This is a genomic window from Cohnella laeviribosi DSM 21336 (assembly GCF_000378425.1).
Classification (GTDB): Bacteria; Bacillota; Bacilli; order Paenibacillales; family Paenibacillaceae; genus Cohnella; species Cohnella laeviribosi.
Genome location: NZ_KB899811.1, coordinates 162715 through 186111, shown reverse-complemented (window position 1 = coordinate 186111; position 23397 = coordinate 162715). Strand labels below are relative to the sequence as shown.

Annotated in this window: 23 protein-coding genes, 2 tRNA genes and 1 pseudogene; 8 read left to right on the top strand and 18 right to left on the bottom strand. The window is 54.5% G+C overall.

Translation table 11 applies throughout. The features are described 5' to 3' along the window. Nucleotide 1: 1 nt before the first annotated feature. The 7 genes from F560_RS0104400 to F560_RS0104370 all read right to left on the bottom strand — a co-directional run bounded on the left by F560_RS0104400 (nucleotide 2) and on the right by F560_RS0104370 (nucleotide 7906). Nucleotides 2–1132 carry a sugar phosphate isomerase/epimerase family protein gene (locus F560_RS0104400; RefSeq protein WP_019004501.1) on the bottom strand — a complete coding sequence of 377 codons (1131 nt, stop codon included), beginning with the start codon at nucleotides 1130–1132 and terminating at the stop codon, nucleotides 2–4. After that, a complete protein-coding gene (locus F560_RS0104395; RefSeq protein WP_019004500.1) occupies nucleotides 1125–1601 on the bottom strand; it encodes a C-glycoside deglycosidase beta subunit domain-containing protein in 477 nt (158 codons plus the stop codon). The genes F560_RS0104400 and F560_RS0104395 overlap by 8 nt, the downstream gene beginning before the upstream one ends. A gap of 22 nt (nucleotides 1602–1623) precedes the next feature. After that, nucleotides 1624–2730 carry a Gfo/Idh/MocA family protein gene (locus F560_RS0104390; RefSeq protein WP_019004499.1) on the bottom strand — a complete coding sequence of 369 codons (1107 nt, stop codon included), beginning with the start codon at nucleotides 2728–2730 and terminating at the stop codon, nucleotides 1624–1626. A gap of 14 nt (nucleotides 2731–2744) precedes the next feature. Further along, a complete protein-coding gene (locus tag F560_RS0104385; RefSeq protein WP_019004498.1) occupies nucleotides 2745–3722 on the bottom strand; it encodes an ABC transporter permease in 978 nt (325 codons plus the stop codon). Between the two features lie 2 nt (nucleotides 3723–3724). Next, complete coding sequence (locus tag F560_RS0104380; RefSeq protein WP_019004497.1) at nucleotides 3725–5224, bottom strand: sugar ABC transporter ATP-binding protein; 1500 nt, start codon at nucleotides 5222–5224, stop codon at nucleotides 3725–3727. 77 nt (nucleotides 5225–5301) lie between these two features. Then, the gene (locus F560_RS0104375) at nucleotides 5302–6525 is read right to left on the bottom strand and encodes a sugar ABC transporter substrate-binding protein (protein ID WP_019004496.1); all 1224 of its coding nucleotides are present in this window, start codon (nucleotides 6523–6525) and stop codon (nucleotides 5302–5304) included. 136 nt (nucleotides 6526–6661) lie between these two features. Then, on the bottom strand, nucleotides 6662–7906 hold the full coding sequence (locus tag F560_RS0104370; RefSeq protein WP_019004495.1) for an MFS transporter: 1245 nt from the start codon (nucleotides 7904–7906) through the stop codon (nucleotides 6662–6664). Nucleotides 7907–8027: 121 nt separating this feature from the next. On the opposite strand from F560_RS0104370, the gene F560_RS0104365 reads away from it, so the two are divergent. Then, complete coding sequence (locus tag F560_RS0104365) at nucleotides 8028–8909, top strand: LysR family transcriptional regulator (protein WP_019004494.1); 882 nt, start codon at nucleotides 8028–8030, stop codon at nucleotides 8907–8909. A gap of 55 nt (nucleotides 8910–8964) precedes the next feature. Here the strand turns inward: F560_RS0104365 and F560_RS0104360 are convergent, their stop codons facing one another. Continuing rightward, complete coding sequence (locus F560_RS0104360) at nucleotides 8965–9843, bottom strand: AraC family transcriptional regulator (RefSeq protein WP_019004493.1); 879 nt, start codon at nucleotides 9841–9843, stop codon at nucleotides 8965–8967. A 142-nt stretch (nucleotides 9844–9985) separates the two neighbouring features. On the opposite strand from F560_RS0104360, the gene F560_RS0104355 reads away from it, so the two are divergent. Beyond that, entirely contained in the window at nucleotides 9986–11401 is a 1416-nt protein-coding gene (locus F560_RS0104355; protein ID WP_019004492.1) for a DUF455 family protein, read from the top strand. A 249-nt stretch (nucleotides 11402–11650) separates the two neighbouring features. Here the strand turns inward: F560_RS0104355 and F560_RS26575 are convergent. Both F560_RS26575 and F560_RS26570 read right to left on the bottom strand, forming a co-directional pair. After that, nucleotides 11651–11767, bottom strand: a pseudogene (locus F560_RS26575) (IS3 family transposase); the annotation flags it as partial. Nucleotides 11768–12602: 835 nt separating this feature from the next. Continuing rightward, nucleotides 12603–12734: a transposase gene (locus tag F560_RS26570; protein ID WP_083931974.1), complete on the bottom strand. Its 132-nt coding sequence runs from the start codon at nucleotides 12732–12734 to the stop codon at nucleotides 12603–12605. A 158-nt stretch (nucleotides 12735–12892) separates the two neighbouring features. Between F560_RS26570 and F560_RS25480 the strand changes: the two genes are divergently transcribed. Continuing rightward, nucleotides 12893–13036, top strand: a complete 144-nt coding sequence (locus F560_RS25480) for an IS3 family transposase (RefSeq protein WP_019004489.1) — start codon at nucleotides 12893–12895, stop codon at nucleotides 13034–13036. Between the two features lie 111 nt (nucleotides 13037–13147). Here F560_RS25480 and F560_RS0104335 read toward each other — a convergent pair. The 4 genes from F560_RS0104335 to F560_RS0104320 all read right to left on the bottom strand — a co-directional run bounded on the left by F560_RS0104335 (nucleotide 13148) and on the right by F560_RS0104320 (nucleotide 16678). Further along, nucleotides 13148–13234, bottom strand: a tRNA-Leu gene (locus tag F560_RS0104335). Nucleotides 13235–13422: 188 nt separating this feature from the next. Beyond that, nucleotides 13423–14580 carry an ABC transporter permease gene (locus F560_RS0104330; RefSeq protein ID WP_019004488.1) on the bottom strand — a complete coding sequence of 386 codons (1158 nt, stop codon included), beginning with the start codon at nucleotides 14578–14580 and terminating at the stop codon, nucleotides 13423–13425. Next, nucleotides 14573–15745 carry an ABC transporter permease gene (locus F560_RS0104325; protein ID WP_019004487.1) on the bottom strand — a complete coding sequence of 391 codons (1173 nt, stop codon included), beginning with the start codon at nucleotides 15743–15745 and terminating at the stop codon, nucleotides 14573–14575. The genes F560_RS0104330 and F560_RS0104325 overlap by 8 nt, the downstream gene beginning before the upstream one ends. 12 nt (nucleotides 15746–15757) lie before the next feature. Then, nucleotides 15758–16678 carry an ABC transporter ATP-binding protein gene (locus F560_RS0104320; protein ID WP_033395794.1) on the bottom strand — a complete coding sequence of 307 codons (921 nt, stop codon included), beginning with the start codon at nucleotides 16676–16678 and terminating at the stop codon, nucleotides 15758–15760. A gap of 204 nt (nucleotides 16679–16882) precedes the next feature. Between F560_RS0104320 and F560_RS0104315 the strand changes: the two genes are divergently transcribed. Beyond that, nucleotides 16883–18007: a sensor histidine kinase gene (locus tag F560_RS0104315; protein ID WP_019004485.1), complete on the top strand. Its 1125-nt coding sequence runs from the start codon at nucleotides 16883–16885 to the stop codon at nucleotides 18005–18007. Nucleotides 18008–18032: 25 nt separating this feature from the next. Beyond that, nucleotides 18033–18782, top strand: coding sequence for a response regulator transcription factor (locus tag F560_RS0104310; RefSeq protein ID WP_019004484.1), 750 nt, complete (start codon nucleotides 18033–18035; stop codon nucleotides 18780–18782). Here the strand turns inward: F560_RS0104310 and F560_RS22460 are convergent. Further along, the gene (locus tag F560_RS22460) at nucleotides 18674–19411 is read right to left on the bottom strand and encodes a YkoP family protein (protein WP_019004483.1); all 738 of its coding nucleotides are present in this window, start codon (nucleotides 19409–19411) and stop codon (nucleotides 18674–18676) included. The genes F560_RS0104310 and F560_RS22460 overlap by 109 nt on opposite strands. Nucleotides 19412–19633: 222 nt before the next feature. On the opposite strand from F560_RS22460, the gene pdaA reads away from it, so the two are divergent. Continuing rightward, nucleotides 19634–20440, top strand: a complete 807-nt coding sequence (gene pdaA / locus F560_RS0104300; RefSeq protein WP_019004482.1) for a delta-lactam-biosynthetic de-N-acetylase — start codon at nucleotides 19634–19636, stop codon at nucleotides 20438–20440. Nucleotides 20441–20764: 324 nt separating this feature from the next. After that, nucleotides 20765–20851: transfer RNA gene (locus tag F560_RS0104295), tRNA-Leu, on the top strand. A 73-nt stretch (nucleotides 20852–20924) separates the two neighbouring features. Here F560_RS0104295 and F560_RS0104290 read toward each other — a convergent pair. The 3 genes from F560_RS0104290 to F560_RS0104280 all read right to left on the bottom strand — a co-directional run bounded on the left by F560_RS0104290 (nucleotide 20925) and on the right by F560_RS0104280 (nucleotide 22256). After that, nucleotides 20925–21137 (bottom strand): hypothetical protein, encoded by a 213-nt coding sequence (locus F560_RS0104290; protein WP_019004481.1) that lies wholly within the window; start codon nucleotides 21135–21137, stop codon nucleotides 20925–20927. A 95-nt stretch (nucleotides 21138–21232) separates the two neighbouring features. Further along, a complete protein-coding gene (locus F560_RS0104285) occupies nucleotides 21233–21559 on the bottom strand; it encodes a hypothetical protein (protein WP_019004480.1) in 327 nt (108 codons plus the stop codon). 127 nt (nucleotides 21560–21686) lie between these two features. Continuing rightward, nucleotides 21687–22256 carry a xanthine phosphoribosyltransferase gene (locus tag F560_RS0104280; protein ID WP_019004479.1) on the bottom strand — a complete coding sequence of 190 codons (570 nt, stop codon included), beginning with the start codon at nucleotides 22254–22256 and terminating at the stop codon, nucleotides 21687–21689. 259 nt (nucleotides 22257–22515) lie between these two features. Between F560_RS0104280 and F560_RS0104275 the strand changes: the two genes are divergently transcribed. Then, a complete protein-coding gene (locus tag F560_RS0104275; RefSeq protein WP_019004478.1) occupies nucleotides 22516–23250 on the top strand; it encodes a hypothetical protein in 735 nt (244 codons plus the stop codon). Nucleotides 23251–23397: the final 147 nt, after the last annotated feature.

Genomic DNA, 23397 nt, shown 5'->3' with positions numbered 1-23397 from the left:
ATTATTGTTCGATCAGACGCTTCAGCATTTCCTGATGCTTGCGCACCTGGTCCACTTCGTCAGCCAGCTGCTCGAACGGCAAGTCCTGATAGTAGCGCTGTCCCTCGTATTCGGAGTTGATATAGCCGGAATATCCGGCCTTCTTCAATACCGCGATGGGTCCTTCATAATCAATGCATTTGTCCTCGTATTGTCCCGATCGTCCGGGAATTGCCGTCATGTGGAGGAATTTTCCGTGGATCGAAACGATATAGGGCACCAGAGGCTCCAGATCCTCCGGTTTGGTGCGGGAATACATCAATGCCTGCAGCACCACTTCGTAGTCCATGGTCGTCGGATTTTTCAGTCGGGCGTTGGCGTACTCGATAACCGCATCGAAGGCATCCTTGAAGTATTTTTCCACAGTCCCGTTTTTCAGATATTGATGGAAGCGAACCTTGATGTTCCCCGCCGTCTCCAAAGACAGATCGATTCCGCTCAACGGCCCTTTCTTCTCCCGGATCTCGAGGCACGCCTCGGTCAGAACTTCGGTCGATTCCCTGCTGGCCCCTTGCCGGATCATATATTCCAGGGTCGGCTCGGCCGGCTGGAACTGGAAGATGCCCATGTCGGGAACGATTCCCAGATGCTTGGTGCCCGTCTTGTCCACGTATTCGACAATTTCCTGGACGGATTTGCCGGTCAACGGAATCGGATTGTGAATTTCCTTGCCGATTCTGATGTCGAGCTCTTCCGCCACGGGCAAGGCTTCAATCAGGATCTCGATCGGGACAACGGACAAGGTTCTGACATTCTTGAACCCGAGCTTCTTCGCGAGACGGATGTCCCCCTTCAATCTTTCCGCGCATTCATGGTAGGTCATCACGTGGTCGCGGAACTGCAGGACGTCCATGAAAACATCCATCGTGACGGGAACCGCTTTGTATTTTTCAAGCCACGAGTGCCATTGCTTCACGAATTCATCGGTGGGATTGGGGTATCTGCGGATGGACATTTCATCCAGAATCTCGATCCCGTCCGCGCCGTTCAGATTTTGCGTGACTTCGCGGATTTGCCCTTCCAGGTCCAGTTGCTTGAAAAACTGGGTTTGCTGGTAGCTGTAAAACGATACCCCGCGTTTGATTTCAGCCATTGTTCGGGCCCCCTTCTTTCAGTTCCAACTCAAAGGTCACAATTTGCGTCGTCTTGTCCGAACCGGCTCCGGATCCGGGAACGGGCGGATTTTTCACCCATTCCTCATCCGTGGGCATGTATCCATATGCCGCCAGAATGGATTGCTGGAACTCCAGAATGTGCTTGCCCGGGGCCAGACCACCCTCTTTCTCGACATACACGATTCCCTCGTCATCGTAATCCCAATGCTCGTACACCGCTTTCTTGAGCTCCTCGAAGCTCCTCGGCGGCTTTCCGTTCACTTCGAACTTCTGCACTTCCCTCGGGTACACGACCCCGTCCATTTTGATGTAATAACCATTGTGGAGGGAAAGAAAATTCCCTCTGTAATTGGCATTGCGGACAGCAAACTTGAACCCGACAGCTTTTCCGTTCTTGTCATAGACATTTTCAAGACTGTCCAGTCTGACCAGATAACGATCCAGCAAAATGGATTCCTCCCCGTTGGGCTCAGCCCAGAATGATTTCTTTGCCTTCTCTTGCCGAACGATAGACGGCATCGAGAATCTTGGTTACGACGAAGGTCTGTTCCGGTTTGACCAGCGGCTCTCTGTCTTCGATGATGGCTGTCAGCCACTGTCTGGCCTCGGCAATTCCCGGCGGCTCATGGACGCCTTCGAAATAGGCCACATTGCCTTTCGGCGTCAGCGATTCCTCCACCAGCATGCCCGCCTTGACCCGGTTGAAGATGAGATTGTCCACCGGATACGACATCCCGGAACGGATTTCCGCGCCTGCCTTCGTACCGCACAAGGTGGCCGATGCCTCCTTGGATTCCAGGATGTTGAGCGCCCAGGAGGCCTCGATGTAAATCAGCGCTCCGTTTTTCATCTTCACGTAGCCGAAGGCGGAATCTTCAACTTCATATTTTGTATGGTCCCAGGGGCCCCACATGTTGCCGCCCACGGCTTCTGGCAGCGAACCCAGCTTATGGAATACCGTGCCCGATACGCTGTACGGCTCGTAATTGTCCATGAACCAGAGGGTCAGATCCAGCGCGTGGGTGCCGATGTCGATCAGCGGACCGCCACCCTGCTTGTCTTTGTCCAGGAACACTCCCCAGTTGGGTACCGCCCTCCGGCGAACCGCATGGGCTTTGCCGTAGTAGATTTCGCCCAATTCTCCGTTCTCGCAGCAGTTCTTCAACATTTGCACTTCGGGCCGGAACCGGTTCTGGTAACCGATCGTGAACATCTTGCCGGATTTCTTCCAGGCGTCAATCATGTGTTGGGCGTCTTCGGCTGTATGCGCCATCGGTTTTTCGCACATGACGTGCTTGCCTGCCGCGAAGGCCGCCACCGTGATCTCGCGATGGGATACGTTCGGCGTGCAGATATGCACGACGTCGACTTCTTCATTTGCCAGCAATTCGCGATAATCCGTGTAAACTTTCGCGTCCGGCGTTCCGAATTTTTGCGCGGCGCTGACAGCTTTTTCATGGATGATGTCGCAGAACGCGACCATCTCGGCCAGGTGATTCAGCTTGGCGAGCGAGGGCATGTGTTTGTTGTTCGCAATTCCGCCGCAGCCGATGATGCCAATCTTGAGTTTCTTCATGACAGTTTCCTTCCTTATGAAAGTTTCTTCGCCCTCTGGGAGCGTTGATGAATGTCGAAGCCTATTGCCAGAATGAGAATCAGGCCTTTGACAACATACTGGATGTATTGATTCCATTCGGCCAGCTGCATGCCGTTTTCGATAATGGCCAGCGTGAAGACGCCGACAACCAGCCCCCACATTTTCCCTTCGCCGCTGTTGAAGGAGATACCGCCCAATATCGCGGCGGTCATGGCGGTCATCTCAATGCCGGGACCATATGAAGAGTTCATGGTGGCCAATTTGGAGATATAGATGAAAGAGGCGATCGCGACAAAGAATCCGCTTATGCAGAAGGTCGCAATCCGGAGCGCATTGACATTGACGCCCGCCAGACGGGTCGCCTCGATATTTCCGCCCATCGCCTTGATGTATCTCCCAAAATAAGTGAAATTGTAAATGATGCTGGCGATGAGGACGGAAACGATCGCGATCCAGACATCGACCGGCAGTCCCAGAATCTTTCCGGTCGTGATGTATCTGAAGGATGCCGGGAAATTGTTGTATGACATCCCGCCGGAAATGATGTTGGAAACGCCCTTGAAGACGATGGATGTGGCGATGGTGACGACCAATGGTTCAATCTTCAATCGCACGGCGACGCCGCCGTTGAAAAAGCCCATGGCGATCCCCGCAAGAATGCCGATGGCCATCGCAAGCCAAACAGGCATTTCATACACCGTCATCATGACCGCCGTCAAAACGCCAATGACGGAAATCTGTTGGCCGACGGACAGATCGAGGGAGCCGCTCATCATGACGAAGGAGATGCCGACCGCCACAACCAGAATATAGGAGTTTTGGACGATGATGTTGCTGATGTTCATCCAGGACAAGAATTTGGGATTCATCAGCCCGAAGAAGATGACGATCACGATGAAAATCAGCAACATCGCGTACTCGCGAATAAACTTGTCATAATTGAACGATTTCAGGTTCAGTCTGCTTTTCATGTTTAAGCCCCTTGTTTCTCGATTGAAATGCCGGACGCCATTTCTAGAATTCTCGACTGGCTGAATTCGTGCTTCTCGAGAATCCCCTGGCTTTTACCTTCATGGAGGACGAGAATGCGGTCACTCATCCCGATCAGCTCTTCCATCTCGGACGTGATCATCAAGATGGCGTTGCCTTCGGAAACGATCTTTGCCATCAGCTTGTAGATCTCTTGCTTCGCGCCGACATCGATGCCACGCGTCGGTTCATCGAAAATGATGACATTGCAGTTTGCCGCCAAAGTTTTGGCGATGACGACTTTCTGCTGGTTCCCGCCCGACAGATTGCCGACCAATTGCTCGAGATTCGGCGCCTTGATCATCAGCTCATCCTTGTAGGCTTGGGCCAGCTCTCTTTCTTTCTTCTTGTTGATAAAGCCCAATTTCGATATCTGTTTCAATGAGGACAACGAGATGTTGGTCAGAATGCTCCTGGTCAACAGACAGCCGTGCTGCTTTCGATCCTCCGGAATCATGCCTATTCCGTTTCGGATGGATTTGGCCGGTGAAGAGGTATTCGCCAGTCTGCCATTGACGTACACCCGGCCCGCATGTTTCTTGTCCGCCCCGTAGATGGCTCTCGCCATTTCGGTTCGGCCGGCACCCACCAGTCCGGCTACGCCGAGAATTTCGCCCTTGCGGAGTTCGAACGAAATATCCCTGAACCCGTTGCCGCTCAAATCTTTCACTTTCAGGACAACTTCATCGGATGGCTGCGGTCTGACCGGGAAGGTTTCCTTCAGTTCCCGGCCCACCATGTAATTCACGAGTTCCTGACGGTTGGTTTCCTTCGTCTGCACCGTCGTGATGTACTCGCCGTCTCTCATGACGGTGACCTTGTCAGAGATTTCAAACAGCTCATCCATACGATGGGTAATGTAGATGATCGCAACGCCCCGTTCCTTGAGCTTGCGGATCACCTGGAACATTTTCTCCACTTCGGCGACCGAAAGCGCGGCCGAGGGCTCGTCCATGATGAGAATCTTGACGTTTCGGAAGATCGCTTTGGAAATCTCCACGATCTGTTGTTTGGAGGCCGGCAGTTCGTATACGGCGGCGGACGGGTCAATGTCCACCCCGAACAAATCGAACGCTTCCCGTGCCACCTTCTTCATGTATCGGCGATTGACGAATTTGCCATGCTTTTCTCCGAAACAAATGTTTTCCGCCACGGAAAGGCAGCCCACGAGGTTGAATTCCTGATAGATAACCTCCACTCCGTATTCCTTGGCCTTTTGCGGCGTCATCGACTGATGGACAACCCCGTCCGAAAACACGATGCTTCCCGCGGAAGGCTGGATCGCTCCGGCGATGATTTTGATCAAAGTCGATTTGCCTGCCCCGTTCTCGCCCAGCAAAGCGTGCACTTCACCGGCGTAGATATCCAGGGATACATCTTTCAGCGCGACCACGCCGGGGTATTCTTTTTTGATGTTTTTCAGAGAAAGCACTTTTTCACTCATGATGTCCACCCTTTTTGCAGTTGAACGGTGCAACGACTACCCGGATGGCTCCCGGCAATCGTCACACCTTGAAGCGTTCAATAATTAAAGAACTCTTCGATGGAAGGCGAGAGCTGCTCCACATCCGTGTACATAACTGTAACCAAGTTGCCGTTCTCGTCCGCCATCACATAACTGAGCGGTTCCATCGTTATTTCGGGCACTTCTTCTCCCCTGACCATCTTCGCCGCATATTCGCTCAGGGTGTTGACCAGGTCGCCGGCAGCCATGACGCCGCGGAAGACCGTGGTGTTGTCCGCACTTTTAGCGATAGCTTCCAGGTTGGCATCCGTTGCATCCGAGCCGAATACGGCGAGTTCGGGCAGATCATGTTTCAGCAGTCCCGTTTGTGACATTTCGATGACTTTCTGGCTCATCGTGATGCCGAGGTCGCCGTAGGACATGATGATTTGGATGTCGTCATGGCCGTTGGTCACGGCTGCCTCCAGCGCGGCCTGCGCCTCGGTAGCGTTTACACCGGCGCTGACCCTGTTGCTGCTCTCGATGAGTTCCACCCGGGGATCGTAGAAAGGATTCAAGATTGCGTATCCTTCTTCATCAAGGATCAACCCGCCGGTCGGCTCGTCCACCGGCAGCACGTTTCCGGCCGCATCCTTGTAGTACACCGGGTCACCATCTTTTTTGACAAAATACATGTTCCGGATGTCCGCTTTTCGCAGAAACTTCTCGCTGATCAATCGCATTCCCAGAACGCGGTGAGCCATGGTTTCATTGAAGTGCGCTTCGAGAATCAGGGCTTTGACTTTTTGCGCATCAGGCAAACTGTAGTCAATCCATCTCGAGACCATCTTCGCCATCATGGCGCCCATGTAAAATTCTTCACTGCCAACAAACGCATCGTATGTGCCTTTCCCGGTATTGTTGTGGCTGACAAGGACTTTCACTCCCGCTTTGCGGGCATTGCGCAACGTATCACCATAGGCTTGAGCGTCGCCGACAGGGAACACATAAATGATGTCTGCTCCGTTTGTAACCGCATTCTGAATTTGTTGCAATTGAGTGCTTACCGAGCTCGCACCATCAAGTACATCAACAGTCGCGCCCGCGTTCTTGAACGCTTCCGAAACCCTCGCTCCCACAATGGTACCGATGTAGTAGTCGGTTGAATCCGCGAGCGATACGGAAACACGGACTGTCGATTTGTCATTGCCGGAATTTTTGCCCGAACTTTGCGAACATCCGACCACCAATGAAAACAGCATGGCAGTCACGACGAACAATACCGCAAATCTTCTTTTCATCTTCAGACACCCTCCCCTTTTTTCGTGTTTATCCTAAAGCACAGTCACATTGTAGAATTATAGAAAACACGATCTTTCCCAACAAGGCATCGAAATACAGATTAGGTGGAAGAAATAAAGAGTTTCACGAACCGACTCATCCCCTTCGTGTCTTGGCTCTGCTCTGTCCCGCTTCGACAAACGCGGACAGGAGAGCCTTGTTTGCCCGCCGCTCCCTTGCATGATGAAGCAGACAATAAAAAATGATCGAGAAGGCCATCACGATGGAGGAGCAGAAATACATCGCATGGTAATCGAAATACTTCGCAACAATCCCCAGGATCATGGACCCTGCAGCCACACCCGCGTCGAAGAAAAACAAATAGGTAGAGGTTGCAAATCCTTTGCGATGCTTTGGAACGTCCCGCACGGCCAGCGTCTGGAACGACGGAGCCAGCGCTCCGTATCCCAAACCGAGAACCGCCGCACTGGCCACATACCCGATTCCCGAATGCGCCTGGCTGAGGATAATCTGCCCCATAACGAATACCACAATGCCGGAATAAATGATGACGTGTTCTCCTCGCTGGTCAAACCATTTTCCCAACCAAGGCCGCGGAAGCACGATCATCAACGCAAAGACCGCGAAAAAATAATTGGCCAACCGAATCAGTCCCAGGCTGGCACCGTAGACGGAGACGAATGCGGAAATTCCTCCATACGCAAAAGACAAAAGAAATCCGCATATGGCCATCGGCAACGCGGATGTCTCCAACAGATTCCGTGCGGTGCTCGCAGGATTCATCTCCCCGCATTGTTGGTTGCCGGTTGCAATCGACTCGAGACGAACCAACATAGTGAAGCAGAGGCCGAGAAATGAACATAGCGCCAACAACGAGAACAGGACCGGAAAAGGCACATGCCGGATCAGGGTCAGTCCGACAAACGGGCCGATGACCATCGCCATGCTCCCGAACATGCCGTAATATCCGAGCCCTTCACCCAGACGATGCTTCGGCAGCACGTCGACCGCGATCGTGCCGGCGGCAGCGGTGGCTATGCCGAACATGAATCCGTGGACAATCCGGATCGCGACAAGAAGCGGATAACTGTCCACCATGACATAAGCCAGGCTTGCCGCGGCGTAAATGAACGCGGCGGCAACCACCACCCGTTTTTTCCCGAATCTGTCCAACAACATGCCGACGAACGGTCTGGATGCCAGGGAGGCCAGGGCAAATACGGTCAGGATGAATCCGATTTGCGATTGATCTGCGTGAAAGCGGTCCTTTGCGAAAAGCGGCAGTGTGGGAATCAGCGTATAGAAGCAGAAGAACACGAAAAAGCAGCTCAGCGAAATGCTGACAAAATTGCGGTTCCAGACATTATCTCTCTGATTCACTCTGTATCCTCCATTCCTATCCTCCTTGAATTCTAATACGGAAACACATTATATGAAAAATATCTGTTGAATATTTCTTACATATGAAATATATATGGTTATTGTGGGAGGGTATGCGGAGATGGACATTCGCCAAATGCGATACTTTATTGCGATTGCGGAAGAAGGACAAATCACCTCGGCCGCGAGACGGCTCAATATGGCGCAGCCTCCGCTCAGTCAGGCGCTGAAAGCGATGGAAGAAGAGCTCGGGGTCATGCTGTTTGAACGGGGGCGCCATGCATTGACGCTGACATACGAGGGAGAGGTTTTTTTGCGGAAGGCCATGGAGGTCGTCCATCATTTCGAGGAAAGCATTGCCGAGGTGAAGGAACTCGGCCGGGAGGTCAAAGGAACTTTGTCCGTCGGTGCCACGGTGTATTGCTCGCAGCTGCTGCTCGACAAAATCACCGCGATGCGAGAACAAAACCCGATGCTGTCGTTCCGCATACGGGAAGGTTACATTGACCACCTCAAGGATTTGATGGAGAAGCGCAAAATCGAAATCGCCATTTCCCACAGTCCGGTGGATTGGCCTCACGTTTCCACGCTCCCGTTGGATCCGGAGCCGTTCGTGCTGGTCCTCCCCGGCCAATGGAATCTCCAATTGCGCGAGCCTGTCGATTTGGCCGACATCGCGGACAAGCCGCTTATTTTGCTGCTGAGACCCCCGCATGGCAGGAGCATTTATCAGGATACGCTGCGCGAATTTCAGAAACGAAACCTGCAGCCGAACATCATGTGCGAATGCAACGATTCGGTCATGCTTCTCAGTCTCATATCGGCCGGGTTCGCCATGTCGATGCTGCCGATGTCCATGCTGGAGCTTTATCCTTCACACCATTTCCGGATCCTGCGGATCAAGGGCAACCCTCTGTTTTCACAACCGCAAGCCATCTGGAGGAAGAACGGCTACCTGTCCAAAGCCGCAAAGCAATTTCTGGACTGCCTGAGTTCGGAATGAACATTCACGATAACGGCCCGAAGCCGCTCCATGCGTGCCGCCTCGGGCCATTCTGCTAGTTGCGATGATAGACGTTTCGGGCGGAGAAACGATAGTGTTTCGGTGTGACTCCCATGCTTTTCTTGAATATGTGGGAGAAATACGCGTTGCTCTTCCACCCGACTTTTTTCCCGATCTCCTTGATCGACAGGCTCGTGGTGGACAACAGCAAACAGGCTTCCTGAACTCTTCTGGCCGTAATGTAATCCATAATCGTGCATCCCATCTCTTCCCGGAACAGATGGGAAATATGATAGGGGGACATGTGCAGGTCCGAAGCCAGCCTGTCGAGGGAAAACTCCTCCTTGTAATGCTGCTCGATCCAATCCATTACCCTTTCGACATGGCGCAAATGCTTTTTTTGTGATGCGGAAGTGTCCGCATCGTACGGGATGGTATCCCGCAGCTCGCTGAGGAGCGAAATGATGAAAATGTTCAGCTCTTCGCGATATTGATGCTCATGCACGGTTTCCAATCTCCGGCGGAAATCCCCGAACAGGTGGAGTAAGCGGCGATTGCCCGACATGTCAAACATTTGCTGCAACAGCTCGCCCTTGCAGAGATGTTTCAGGAATGACTCGAGAGAAGGAAACAATTTGATATAGGGGTCCGCCACCGCCGGATCGAAAACGAACATCGTGCGCATGTAGGGAGATTGCGGGCTGGTGTAAATGTTGATTCTGTGCAGCTGATAGGGCTGAAAGCAAAAAAGGGCAGCCGGCTTGATGTCGTACACCTTCTGGTTGATGACGATCCGGCCGTTGCCTTGATGGATATACAGAAACTCCAATCCCCGATGGGCATGGAACTTTTCCCACTGCTGCTCGCAAGTGACGGCTTCATGATGGAACCAGAACAAATGGGGACCCAGATTCAAATTCTCGATGAGACTCACGGACAGCCCCCTCCCCGGACTCGATGTCATGGAGATGCGCTCACGACAAAAACCGCAATTTGGCTATAGTTTAACACAATTCCGAAATATCCGGTAACTCTATAATGAGATGTACCAAGATCGCGAGGAGGGCTTGATCGACATGGAAGAATCGGTTGTCTTGGCCGAAGTGGCGGAGAAAATGTTCAACTCCGATATCAAACGCAAGAGTCCCTATCTCAGACCCACCGACACGGGCGAAATGCTGAAAACCCTGTTCTGGCAAGAATTCGAACTTTCCAGAATCGCCTTTGGCTGGGTTCCCGCGGTTCCGAAATACGAGAGCAAACTGAAACTGGGCCGCTTCGGGTATCTGCACAATCGCAATGCAAAGTTTCTGGAAGCCCGGATCAACGAGCTGCCGGTTACGTTGAACAAAAATGAAAGCGCTGTCGCCTTGACCCGCGAAGCTTTCGAACGGATGACCTTGGCCGAAAACGACCAGCATTTCTTTGCCAGCTACTTCTTCATCCTACAGCGGCTGTACGAACAGTATGACAACCTGATGGACCGGCTGGATCCTGTATTGGATGCGCCGACCGTGGATCAGCTGAATCTCGTCTTCGTTGAACGCAATCGGATGCTGAACTGGGTGCGAGAACAAATCCGCTTCTACAACGTCAATGTCACAGACGCTGAAAACGCGAAGAAAGCGCAGGCCTGGGGTGAATACGTTGCCGTCATCTGGCATCTGTTCATGCAAGGTTTGCAAGAGAAGAAATCGGTGGACGAAAGCGCGTGGCCCGCGCACCCGGTAGAACAACCGGCCGGCCCGGTGCCGGCGGACTCCGCATGGGAGCCTAATGTTTTCCCATTGTACGAGGGGCCGATGCCCAGCGAGGAAGAGCTGGAAAACAACGGGCAAAGCTTTGCGGGCGCGCTGCAAAAAGGGAAAAACTTCTCGGACCCCTTGATGTCGCCTTTCTTCGAAAGCGTCAAACAGATGATCTATATCCACTCCACGGAAATCGGCCCGGCGGAAGTCCTGTGCTATGTCTATTACTGTACGCATGACATGCCGTTCGAATTTTACTATGACCTTGCCCGGCATGCCTGGGACGAATTCCGCCACACCGAGATGGGTGTCAGGAGAATCAAGCAGCTGGGGTATTCGACGACCGATTTCAAATACTTCAAAGGGTCGCCGGGCAAAGAAATTTCGGACGAGTGGGTCCGGAATGCCTATACCGGGCTGACCATGATCGCGGAGCCGTGTTCGTTCACGAAGAAGAGAAAAAGCGCCGAAGCTTTCTGGGAATTCGGGGACGCACTGTCCGCCATCCAGACGGAATTCGATATTGCCGACGAGAGAACGCACGTCAACTTTGGTCAAAAATGGGGAACAGAGCTTTACAAGAAAATCGGCCAAGTTTACACAGCCAAGGAGTTGGCGGAAAAAGTCAGAATCCAACGCCTCAATGGTTTGGGGGTTACCGTCGACGACTTCAAGAAAGTGGTCAAGAACTTCCCCATGTTCTGCGGATTCTCAACGACGGATTTGAATTACGGCAACTATTGATGCACACCAGATTTAGAAGCCGGACGCGGATCAAGGCAATCCCTTGCCGCGCCCGGCTTCATTTCATTTAAACTATCCGCCTTGCTGGTCGATGACGGTTCCTTCACTGGACTAACCTCGTACAATGAACTCTCTGCCTTCCTGAAAATAATACCGTTTATCTTGATGCATAATGATTGTCGCTTCTTCAAACGACTCTTCTTCATGCTGAACCTCTGTCAATAGACTGGACAGCCAGAATCGAGAAAATCATGCAGCTTTATCGTACATTTGTTCGCATTGAATGGGTGTAAGATACCCGATTGCAGAATGAACGCGTTTGCGATTGTAGAAAAACTCGATATATTCAAAAATCCGACTTTGGGCTTACTTTGGGGTTCTGAACTTTCTCCAGATAAACGAGTTCTTTTTTAAGTACGCTGTGGAACGATTCGATGCAGGGTTGAGTAGCCCGGGGGGATCGCACCCCCAGGCTCTCTCAGAACCGGACTTGAACCTCTCGGCTCATCCGGCTCCCATTATCCAGCCCAACTTAAATAATTCTTCTCCCATTGGACGAAAAGTTTGGGTTCCCGCTTCGCAATCTGTATGAGCCAATTCCAGGCCCGCTTGCGTCGCTGTCTGAACCTTTTGTACTTTCTCATCGTCCACTCTAGTAGCGTACGATTCATGCGTCGATATACCGAGTGCATTTCCGCTTTGGTAGCGTCCATAGTAGTTGACCCAACCTCTTAGTTCGGCGGTCCCCGTCAATCTCGCGATGAGAACATACCCCACAATCGGAACCAAGAATACTCCAAACTTGATTGACTCGGACAAGAAGGCAAAATGCAAGCTCGTCGCGCTAACATTCTGATATTCGTGGGTTCTAGACAAGTTTTGATTCTTCAGTGTGATAGAGAGTTCCATCTGTTCACTTTGCCTTCTTGTCCCAGTGATCAAGCGTCCGAATTGGTTATTGTGTAAGTAAGCCGTTGCAACTTTAATTCGGACTTATGCGACTTAGACAGCTGCCCATAAAAAGCCGAGAAATTCCCTGGCTATTGCTGCAATGGCGACGTTCGAGTGCTTCCTACGCTGCAAAACAAGATGCATATATTTCTGGTGAAGTCGGGTTTGCGCCTTCCAGGAAATCCGCTGGACTTCGGGCGGTAGGTGCTTAAGCCGTTTCTTCAACTTCAAGTCTTCTTTTACACCGGGTTTATGGCGGTAACTCCATTCGGCCTCGATCAGGCCCCGTCGCAAAATGAGTATTACCGGCTTTGGTCAAACTGCCTCGTCGCGTCGTCAGGCCCGTCGAATTCTCACTTGGTACTAACCCCGCGTAGCTCATCAATTTTCCTGGATCGCTGAATCGATAACGACAATGAGCTAGTGCTAAACACGTTTAAAGACGCCTTTGAAACGCAAAAAGACGCGACTGGCAAGATCCCTGGACCGATTGTCCACAATGACCAGGGAGTCCAATACACGTCCCATGCGTACCATGACATGCTGCCTACGGATCCTATTCGTTCGTTAAAAGAGTCGCAAGAACGAATTGAAGCTTATATCCGCTTTTATAACGAGGAACGAATCCAGTTAAAATTGAACAAGCTGACGCCGGTGGATTATCGGAGCCATCTTGTATCCTAGGGCTTTTTTCAATGTCTACGATTTGGGGGCTTGACCACATCAAGGGACAGCCCCTATCATTTACAAAAAAATAAACCCTCCAGATTTCCTGAAGGGTTGTGCTTGCTTGTATGGTGCGGTCGAGAGGACTCGAACCTCCACGGCTGTTACACCACTAGAACCTGAATCTAGCGCGTCTGCCAATTCCGCCACGACCGCGAGCGACATGGTTCATTATATAAGCGTCGAACGGAATTGTAAAGAGAAGTTTTAATTTGGCTAGTTTCGTGCAGAAGCGGCGAGAGCAGGCTTCGTTCGCTTCGCGCCAGCCATCGCCGGTACGCAAAGGGAAAGCGCGGTGCCGAACAGACGGGACGGCGTCTGCCGATGGCTTTCCCTTGCTTTAACTAGCGGTCGAACTCCGTTTTGTGCGGCTGAAGCGTCACCGAGCCGAAGCCCAGAAGCACAACGGCGAAAACGACGAGCACGGCGATATGCAGCCCGACGGACGCCACCTCGTATCCGGCCGATACGTTCTGGATCGCGTCGATCGCCCAACGCTGCGGCACGAAATACGACAGTTTCTGCATCCAGTCCGGCATGAGGGTAACGGGCCAGAAGCAGCCGCCGATCATGCAGGACGGCGTAACCAGCATCGTATTGAGCAGTCCGGCCGACTGGCTGTTCCGGATGACGCCTGCCACTGCCGTAGCGAGTCCCACGCATGCGATCAGAAAGAGTTCCAAAATCAGGAGCTGACTGAAAAAGGGCAGGCCGTAGTCAAAGCGCAAGACATACCGGGTGAACAGCAAAATGAGAACCAGCTGAACGCTTCCGGCAAGGAAGCTCCCGAGGAAATTGCCGGCGGCGATTTCCAGCGAACGGACAGGCGCCGTATAAACGCGGGACATCGTCTTAATTCTCCGGTCTTCGATCATCAGGTTTACGGTAGACGAAATGTTAATCATCAGAAACATCAGCATGAAGCCGGTAGCGAACCGCACTCCGTCACGCGGGACCAGTCCCAGATCGGTTACGCTGGATGTAATCATCTTGTTTTGCGCCCGGCGCAGCGCCTCGTCCAGCTTGGCGATCATCTCGTCCCCGGATGCACCCGTCGCGGCGATCAATCGCACGATGTCGGCGAACCGCCCGACGGCGGATTCCGCATGCAGCCTCAGGGTGGCGGAAGCCTCGCTTACGTTCAACTGGAACAGGCTCACTTCCGGCGTCTCGCCCTTCAGCAGCCGCTCGGTAAAATCGGGCGGAATCGCGATCGCAGCCGCCGCTTTGCGGTCGGTTACGCTCTTCTTCACTTCCTCAACGGTGTTCATCCCGGTCAGCCGATAGGCATGAGCTTCTTGCAGCTCCCGGACGAAGTACGCCCCCATGATCCCTTGGTCCGCGTTCACGTAGGCGACGGAATAATCGTCCTTGTCGCTGCCGCCGACAATGCCGATGAGAAGCGATATCGCCGCGACCGGCAGCACGATATGGATCAGGAGGGCTCTTTTGCCTCCCACCATTCTTTTCAGGAGATTCAAGGCGATAAAAATGCTATTCATAATATCCCGCCTTCCGATAAACCGCGAAAGAGCCGGCCAGAAATACCGCTGCGATCACGCCGACAATCGCGACCGGCTGCCAATCCGTCCGGCCGAGCATCGAATTCAGGATGCTTTGAAACGCCCAATGGCTGACCGTGAATTCCCCGATCCGGCTCAGCATGCCTTCGGGAAGCTGAAAGAACCCGCCGCTGAAGAAGGTCATAACGCCGATGACCAGTTGGAACACCACGTTCATCGGCCCGGAGCCTTTCGTGAACGACAGAACGAGGACAGCCAGACCAATCGAGAACAGAATGACGGCCAGGCACGCGAATGCGACGGCGCCGATGGACGCCCCCCAATCGACGCCCATAACGGCGGAAGTAAACCCGATGATCAGCACGGCCTGAAGCACCGCCAATAGAAAATTCGCCGTCAGCTTTCCCGTCAAAATGTGCCATGGCCGAACGGGAGTCGAATGCAGACGCGCAAGCGTATGCCGCTCTTTTTCCTCGGCGAGTCCGATCCCCGTGAACATGCCCGCATAGAGCAGAAACATGATCAGCATCGATGCGGCATAATACTGCATCGCCGAGTACGGTTTGCCCGCGGCCAGTTGGCCGATCTTGACAAACGATCCCGCGCTGCTGCCGGCATCCGGGGTTGCCGCTTGCATCGCCGGCTGTCCTGCCGGCAGGCCGGGTCCCAGCGCAAGCGAAACGGCTTGCCGGTCGTTCAGCCGATCCAGCATGCTTTGAAAAATGACGGAGGCGGCCAGGTTTTTGCCGCTGTCACCCCCGGCGATCAGCTCCCACTTCGCCGACCCGCCCCGCAGAACGGAGGCGCTGAAATCCGGCGGCACCACAAGCGCAAAGTCGGCGGTTCCGTTCCGGAGCCGGCCGATCGCCTCGCTTCGGGAAGCGGCGGGTTCCAGCCGGATGCGGTCGGCGGCGGCAGGAAGCCGCAGCCATTTATCCAGTTCGGCTCCAATCTCTCCTTTGTCTTGCTGCACCAGCGCCACCCGAACCGTTTCCAGCTTCTCGTCCTTAACCGTGAAAACCGAATCAAGCGCCGTGCCGAGAATGAAGATGAGCAATAGCGGCAGTATGAGCTGGATGAAGAGATAAACCGGATGCTTGACCGCTCTGCGAATTTCAAATGCGACAATCGTTCCCAAATTCACCCGCTTCTCCTCCTAATCCCGCAAGCTGCGCCCCGTGAGCGACAGGAAAAGCGTCTCAAGATCCGGCTCGGTTTGCGTCAGGCTCCGGATGCGCACCTGATGCTTGGACAAGACGAAAAGAATGTCCTGCAAGTAAGCCTGAGTGGAATTCAGATACACTTCGACCCCTTCCTCCAACGGCACGACCCGAATCATATGGGGATGCTGTCTCAGCTCCTCCAACGCGGCTTCCGGTATGCCCTGCGCCTCGATCGTCAGCTTCTCCTCCCCGGCCACCTTCGCGCGCAGCTCCTCCTGGGTGCCGCAGGCGATCAGCCGGCCGCCGTCCATAATGCCGACCCGCGTCGAAATCGCCGCCACTTCTTCCATATAATGACTCGTGTAAATGACCGTCGAACCCATCCGGTTCAGCTCTCTTACCGATTCGAGAATATGGTTGCGCGATTGCGGATCGATGCCCACGGTCGGCTCATCCATGATAATCAGCTTCGGACGATGCGTAATGGCGCACGCAATGTTCAGCCTTCGCTTCATCCCGCCGGAGAACGATTTGGGTTTGTCTTTTTTGCGGTCCTGAAGGCCGACAAACGCCAGCGCTTCGTCTACGCGTTCCTTGAGCAGAGCGCCCCTTAGGCCGTACAACCTGGCAAAAAACATGACGTTATCCAGCGCCGACATCTCTTCATAGATAGCCAGATCCTGCGGTACGAGGCCGATTCTGCGCTTCGTCTCCAGCGGCCGTTCCGCCACGGAGAAGCCGTCCAGACAGATCGAGCCATAATCGATTTTGAGCAGGCCGCTCAGCATGTGGATCGTCGTGCTTTTGCCCGCACCGTTCGGACCGAGCAGACCGAAAATTTCCCCTTCCTGAATGGTCAGATTCAAATGATCGACCGTTACCTTGCTGCCGTATTTTTTTACGACGTCTTTCATTTCCACGAGACGGTTCACGCGTTTTCACTCCTCATCTAGCCCCTGCTTTCACTAATCCCCATTATAGAAAGAAGGGAGCCCCGCCGCAGGTAGAATCGGTCATGAAACGCATATGACTTAAGTCATCTTTCGGAATCCTCCTTCGCATCGCTGGTTGTGCTATACTTTTGGCAAACGAGTTCGGAGAAAAAGGATGAGACGGACGTGCTGCTTTACCTCCGCTGCCTGCTTGTGATTCTTCCGGCTTTGTATTCGATGAATGCGGAGTCCTACGATTCCGACCGCTTGTTCACCCTTTGCGTTCTTGTTCAACTCGGCATTGCGAGCTGGACAAGGCGAATGCCCGAGCGGTGGATGCTGCTCTGGCTCGTCCTGGACATCGGATACGGAGCATGGGTAAGCGAACGTTATGACGGCCTGATGTATGCGGCTCATATGGCGCCGATGCTTGTCTATTTGCCCGAAGCGTCCTTCCGTTTCGCCTGGCCGATGGCGCTGCTTCACGCGGTGCTGCTGAACGCGGCCTTGTGGGACCGCCCCTTATCGGCGATCGTGACCGCCAATCTGATGTTTGCCGTGATCGGCCTGCTGCTCCTGCAGCTAAGGCGCGCGATGCGAAGCAAAGCGGAAATCGAGCTGCTTTACGACGAGCTCAGGTACAAGCATATCGAACTGAACGAAGCGAGAAGCCAACTGGTCGAATACGCCCAAAAAATCGAAGAAATTTCACAGCTGGCGGAACGAAACCGCATATCGCGCGACATCCATGACGAACTCGGCCACAAGCTGATCCGCCTGAAAATGATGATGGACGCCGCCATCCGCATTTGGGCCGATCGGCCGGAACAGGGAATTCGCATGGCCGAGTCCGTCCGCGATCAGCTTGCCGAAAGCATGGAACTGCTGCGTTCGACCGTCCGCAAGATGAAACCGGAAGAAGGCGCGATGCGTTCGTATTCGCTGACCCGCCTGATCGAAGAGATCGGCAACGAACAGGGGGTTGACGTCGCCTATTCCATAGAAGGCGTACCCTACGCCTTATATCCGAGTCTGGATTTTATCCTATACCGCAACGCCCAAGAGGCGGTGACGAACGCGATCCGCCACGGCGCGGCCACCGCCGTAAACATTACACTTCGGTACGAGCCGAACCGCGTACTCATGACCGTCGCCAACAACGGCGCCGTGCCCGAGGAAGATCGACCCTGGGGCCTCGGCCTCCGGGGGATGAAGGAGCGCGTCGAGCTGGTCGGCGGCGAGCTTGACATCCGGCGCCAGCCGAGCTTCGCGGTTACGACCGTGCTGCCGACATACCGACACCCCGCCTAATCTTAACCGGAAAAGAGGAGTTCCCATGATTCGCCTGATCGTGGCCGATGACGATCCTTTTATTCGTGAAAGCCTGAAGCTGATTTTGAACATGGAGCCCGACCTTGAAGTTGTGGACGCCTGTTCGGACGGGGAGCAAGCCTGGCAGGCCGTCGGCCGGCAGGAAGCGGTGAATGCCGTGCTGATGGATATCCGCATGCCGGGCTGCGACGGCGTGGAAGGGACCCGGCGCATCAAGCGCGATTACCCGCACGTCAGCGTGCTGATCTTGACCACGTTCGACGACGACGAATACATCATCGAAGCGCTGCGCGCAGGCGCGAGCGGATATCTGCTCAAAAACCTTCCGCCGGAGCGCATCGCGCAGGGCCTCCGCACCGTGTGCGAAGGCAATCTGCTCATTCATCCGGACATCGCCAAAAAGCTTGCTTCGCTGATCGGTCCTCCGCCTTCGGCAAACGCTTCAGTATCGCGGCCGAACTCCGTCTCCCTGTCCTCCTACGGGCTGACCGACGGCGAACAGGCCATCGTCCGCAAAATCGCGGACGGCCTTTCAAACAAAGAAATCGCCCAGGAGTTGTTCCTGAGCGAAGACACGGTCAAAAACTATGTCACGAGCATCCTCGGCAAGCTGAACCTGCGCGACCGGACGCAAATCGCTATTTTTTACTGGAAAAACCGGCAGTTCGATGAATCTCGAAGCAGAGCTGATCGAGCCGCCGATGTCGAGCCCTTGCGGCCCGCCATGGCCTCCCGCAAGGAGCCGCGGGTATGAACCAGCATCATCGGAACCAGCTTCTCCTTGCCGCGCCGGACTCGCGTCGCGCCGTCCGGGTGCAGAAACCGCAGCAGAAGAAGCAGATAAAGCCGCGACAGCTTCTCGAATCCTTTACCGGGCAGCGGCCTGCGTTCGAATCCCAGGCCATGAGTTAGTCCCCTGTGCAGCAGCGTCACCCCGACCAGCGCCTTCACCATCGCCAGCTCGGGCCTTGCGTCCATCGCCGCCTCGATTTGCCCGAGCGATTGCCGGACGAGCCTGGCCGTCAACAGCCCGGCCCGGTCCGCTCCATGCTCGCGCACAAGCTCCAGCACCCGGCGATTGTCCAGATGAAGCTCGCCGATCCGGTCGCCCTCTTCGATCCATGTCCCGTCCGCGCACAATATGCTTTCCCCCGAATATTGCCTGACCATCACTTTGCAGATGCCGAATTGCAGCGTATATTCGCTGCGCAGAGACATCGCCCAGCAGACGGCTTTCTCCCACGCGAGCCAAACCGTCTGGCGGATTGTATTCGGCGAGACCCTACCGGACGATTTCGCCGCGGCATCCGCCTCCTTCCGCCGAAGGCCCGCCGTTCGCCAAACAAGAGGCCGCCCGAATCGGTCCGCTTTCTTTCCGATCATTCCCGTTCCCGCCTTTGTCCGCAATTCCTTGTTTATCTTAGCTTCATTCTATTGCTCGGGCTCTTCGTTTCCCATCGTCCGGCGTCGAATTTTCAGCCCTGCTTGCGGCTTGTCCGAAGCCGGACTTTGGTCCGGGAACGCTGGTCCGAGATCGCCTTCGGCATAGGATCGCCCAAATTGCGGAAACCTAGACGGGAATACGAACATGGAGTGAAGGAAACGATGGCTAAAACGCTCAAATCTCTAGCGCTTGCAACGGTTATGGCGGCGCTTGCGGCAATCATCGGCTGGTCGGTTGCGTCCGCCCCCGCGTCCGCGCATGGAACCGGACCGTACCACTTCGGCTTCAAGAAAAGCAAAAACGGCAGCTTCCCTTCGATCGCCGAGGAAGGCTTTATGGACATCATGAAAAAGCACGAGGCTATTTTTCTCGGAAATACGGCCCAGAAGGAGCTTTACCTGACGTTCGACAACGGTTACGAAAACGGGTATACCGCCCGGATACTGGACGTGCTGAAGGAAAAGAAGGTGCCAGCGGCCTTTTTCGTGACGGGGCACTTCGTTCGGGATCAGCCCGAATTATTGAAACGAATGGTTCTCGAAGGCCACCTGGTCGGCAATCATTCCTGGAGCCATCCCGATATGACGCAGTTGTCGGCCGAACAGATCAAAAACGAGCTGTCCAAAGTCGAGCAGGAAGCGGAGAAGGTAACGGGACAGCTGGACATGCGGTTTATGCGGCCGCCGCGGGGGATCTTCAGCGAACGGATGCTGGATATTTGCCGCCGGATCGGGTATACCAACGTCTTTTGGTCCATCGCGTACAAAGACTGGGACGTCAAGCAGCAAAAAGGTTGGAGCTACGCTCACGACAACGTGATGAAGCAGCTTCACCCCGGCGCCGTCATTTTGCTTCACGCCGTTTCGGAGGACAACGCGAACGCGCTGGGAAAAATCATCGATGACGCCAGAAAGCAGGGTTACGCGTTCAAAAGCTTGGATCAACTGAGCGTCAAACATTACAAATAGAAGGGGAAAAAGGGTACGCCATCTTGCGGCGGAGCGATAGAGCGGCGGAATAACGGAATAACAAGCGACGAGGCGACGGGATGGCAAGGTGGAGTAACGTTCGGGGGCTCGGGCGCTTGACCGCTGGTTCGGGCTGAAACCGATTCGCCCCTTCGCCCCCTCCGCCGCTTCGTTCCCGCTTCCGGCGCCCCGTTGACTGAAAATTTAAACTTTGCGATCCGCCTTGACTTTGTCCTTCAGCGCATGCTATTATAATCTTCGTGATTACGAAGAACGCCGCTTGCAAGGCAAGCCGGCATCGCTCCGAAGAATCTCATACGATATGCGGTCGTGGCGGAATTGGCAGACGCGCTAGATTCAGGTTCTAGTGGTGTAACAGCCGTGGAGGTTCGAGTCCTCTCGACCGCACCATATTCACAAGACCAACTCCAGCGGAACTGGGGTTTTTTTATGTTCAAATAACAGATGAAAAGACGGAGCGCCCCTACACCACCGAAGGCCGGGGAGCGTCCGCCTCCACCATTGTATATTCGCGGCTTAGCTTGACCACGCGCCGGTTGGGCCGCCGGATCAGCACATGGGTATCGTCCCAAGCGACGACAATGCCGATGACATCGTTGATTTCCAGCGCGTCGCGGACGACTCTCACCTTCGTGCCTTCCACCCGGTACTTATCCAACAATTCTTCGCTCAACATCCTTTGCATCCTCCCGTAACCCATCCGTGAACAAAGACCCGTCTGCGGACGAAGCCAGCGTCCGGACGGGTCTTCGATTATGCATGCAGCGGCGTTCATCCTACATGTTCCCGCGTATCGTTCGTCTCGTACCAGTAATCCAACACTTTGCCGGACATGACGCGACCGCGGATATATTCCACCTGACGCTCCGTAAAATGCTCGGTCCACGGAATGCCCAATTCGTCGCAGAGCTTGACGACCGTCAGAAGTTCGGACCACGCGACGTATCTTTTGTACCAGAAAAATTGCGGGTGCTCGATCATATAGGGATACAGATCGTCAAATTCCGTATGCTTGCAGTCGAGCGCGCGCTCGAAATGGTTCTTGGCATCATCCAGCTTCTTAGCGAAAAATTCGTTCGGTTGATCGACGGCTGCCATTGCTGCTCGCCTCCCCTCTGCAACTTAAGTCTTATTATAAATCATATGAGGCCTGTCGGAAAAGAGACATCGGCTTGGAAACGTCCGGCAACGAAACAACGGGCAGGCATCCCGGCTTGATCGCGGCTTATTCGAACGTAATGACATTGCCTTCGAGGGAGGCGATTTTCACCAGGGATTCGACCCGATATCCCATGTTTCGCAGCGTTCGTCCTCCGGCCTGGAACGTCTTCTCCAGAACGATGCCGATTCCCGCGACGGCCGCTCCGGACTGATCGATAATTTTGAGCAATCCCCGCGCCGCATCCCCGTTCGCAATGATATCGTCGATAAACAGAACGGAATCCTTCTCGTCCAGCAAATGCCGGGAAACGATCAAATCCGTCACGATTCCTTTCGTAAAGGAAGGAACCCGCTCGCAGTACACGTCGTTGTCGCCGATCAGCGTCTTCTTGCGGCGGGCGAACACGAGCGGAACGCCAAGCTTGTAGGCGGTAGCGAAAGCGACCGGAATACCGGAAGACTCCACCGTGATGACCTTCGTGATCTTCTCGCCCTGAAAACGGCGGACAAATTCTTCGCCCATCTCCATTGTGAGCCGGGGATCGACGCCATGATTCAGAAGCGCGTCCAGCTTGAGCACATCCGAATTCATCACCGTCGCTTCCCGCAGAATCCTTTCCTTTAGTATTTCCATCCGGTTTCCTCCGTCACTTCTTTTCCGTCTAAGGTACCATATCCGCCACCCCCGTGCAAGATGCCGCGGCCATGTCCATGTCGGCTTATTACAGTTCCAGTCTGCCCGCTTCGCCTTCGGTTTGCCTGCGTCTTTCGCAGCGCATCCGCCGGCCGATTGAGCCATAAGCACGGTTTTTGCCCGGTGCCGAAAATGCATGCAACTTTTGCGCGCCCGTACAGTCCTAAGTAGTAGAAAGATGCAGAAGGGTGAAGAATCGATGCGCAAAACGAAAAACTATATCTGGATGCCGCTTGTTGCCGCCATAGGTTCGTTTTGTCTCGTTTCTTGCGACCTTGCCGTCGTTTCCCCGTCTCACCGGACGATATCCGTTTCGAAAAGGGCGGACGCCTCCGGCTCTCCCCTGCGGAACGGGATGGAGGCGGGCGCCGAAACTGCGCCGTCAACCTTCACGCCCGTGTTTACTCCGGCGCCAGCGGCTTCCGTGGTCCCGCTGCCGGACGACCGGGAGGAGCGGCCGTCTGCCGGCGCCCCTTTTCCGTTCGCCGTCGCCAAGCCTTCCGAACCGGATGCCGAACGCCCCGCTCCGGAAAGCGGCAACCATGCGAGCTCATCCGGCGTCATATCGCTCGGCATGAGCGATGCGGACGTAAGGGCTCGGCTTGGAGCGCCGGCGGACGTCTATACCGTCGCGGACAGCTTCGGCAGCGTGCAGATGCATGAATATGATGGCATAACCGTCGGGTATGGCCCGGACGGACAAGTCGTCTATGTCGAAATCGTCTCGGCTTCGGTGCCGACAGGCATCGCCGGGCTGACCGTCGGCGAAGACGAAGCGCAGGCCGCCGCCGCGCTTGGCGTGGAGGTTCCGTCCGACTCCAATGTGCTGAGCGCCACGGTCGATCAGGGCTGGATCAAAGCGGACGTGGACCCGTCGACACGGAAAGTGCTGTCCGTCCGGCTGCTGAAGAAAGAGTACAAAAACGATGATTGACCCCTTAACATCCCCTATTCGGTTCCGCTATGAAGGCCGTGTTCGAGATGTCTTCTGAACGTCTTCGTTTGGCCCCTTCTGGCATGGCAAGCAAACTCGCCTTTTAATCGAGTGAACCCATGTTGCCGTTTGGCTTGAAAAGGCGGG

Excerpts from the sequence above, each read along its gene's own strand:
- F560_RS0104310 (WP_019004484.1), top strand. The coding sequence starts at position 18,033 with ATGATTCGCCTGATCGTGGCCGATGACGATCCTTTTATTCGTGAAAGC.
- F560_RS26570 (WP_083931974.1), bottom strand. The coding sequence starts at position 12,734 with ATGAGCTACGCGGGGTTAGTACCAAGTGAGAATTCGACGGGCCTGACG.
- F560_RS0104290 (WP_019004481.1), bottom strand. The coding sequence starts at position 21,137 with ATGTTGAGCGAAGAATTGTTGGATAAGTACCGGGTGGAAGGCACGAAG.
- F560_RS0104400 (WP_019004501.1), bottom strand. The coding sequence starts at position 1,132 with ATGGCTGAAATCAAACGCGGGGTATCGTTTTACAGCTACCAGCAAACC.
- F560_RS0104275 (WP_019004478.1), top strand. The coding sequence starts at position 22,516 with ATGCGCAAAACGAAAAACTATATCTGGATGCCGCTTGTTGCCGCCATA.
- F560_RS0104280 (WP_019004479.1), bottom strand. The coding sequence starts at position 22,256 with ATGGAAATACTAAAGGAAAGGATTCTGCGGGAAGCGACGGTGATGAAT.
- F560_RS0104320 (WP_033395794.1), bottom strand. The coding sequence starts at position 16,678 with ATGAAAGACGTCGTAAAAAAATACGGCAGCAAGGTAACGGTCGATCAT.
- pdaA (WP_019004482.1), top strand. The coding sequence starts at position 19,634 with ATGGCTAAAACGCTCAAATCTCTAGCGCTTGCAACGGTTATGGCGGCG.
- F560_RS25480 (WP_019004489.1), top strand. The coding sequence starts at position 12,893 with ATGCTGCCTACGGATCCTATTCGTTCGTTAAAAGAGTCGCAAGAACGA.
- F560_RS22460 (WP_019004483.1), bottom strand. The coding sequence starts at position 19,411 with ATGATCGGAAAGAAAGCGGACCGATTCGGGCGGCCTCTTGTTTGGCGA.
- F560_RS0104375 (WP_019004496.1), bottom strand. The coding sequence starts at position 6,525 with ATGAAAAGAAGATTTGCGGTATTGTTCGTCGTGACTGCCATGCTGTTT.
- F560_RS0104390 (WP_019004499.1), bottom strand. The coding sequence starts at position 2,730 with ATGAAGAAACTCAAGATTGGCATCATCGGCTGCGGCGGAATTGCGAAC.
- F560_RS0104385 (WP_019004498.1), bottom strand. The coding sequence starts at position 3,722 with ATGAAAAGCAGACTGAACCTGAAATCGTTCAATTATGACAAGTTTATT.
- F560_RS0104365 (WP_019004494.1), top strand. The coding sequence starts at position 8,028 with ATGGACATTCGCCAAATGCGATACTTTATTGCGATTGCGGAAGAAGGA.
- F560_RS0104355 (WP_019004492.1), top strand. The coding sequence starts at position 9,986 with ATGGAAGAATCGGTTGTCTTGGCCGAAGTGGCGGAGAAAATGTTCAAC.
- F560_RS0104330 (WP_019004488.1), bottom strand. The coding sequence starts at position 14,580 with ATGAATAGCATTTTTATCGCCTTGAATCTCCTGAAAAGAATGGTGGGA.
- F560_RS0104380 (WP_019004497.1), bottom strand. The coding sequence starts at position 5,224 with ATGAGTGAAAAAGTGCTTTCTCTGAAAAACATCAAAAAAGAATACCCC.
- F560_RS0104285 (WP_019004480.1), bottom strand. The coding sequence starts at position 21,559 with ATGGCAGCCGTCGATCAACCGAACGAATTTTTCGCTAAGAAGCTGGAT.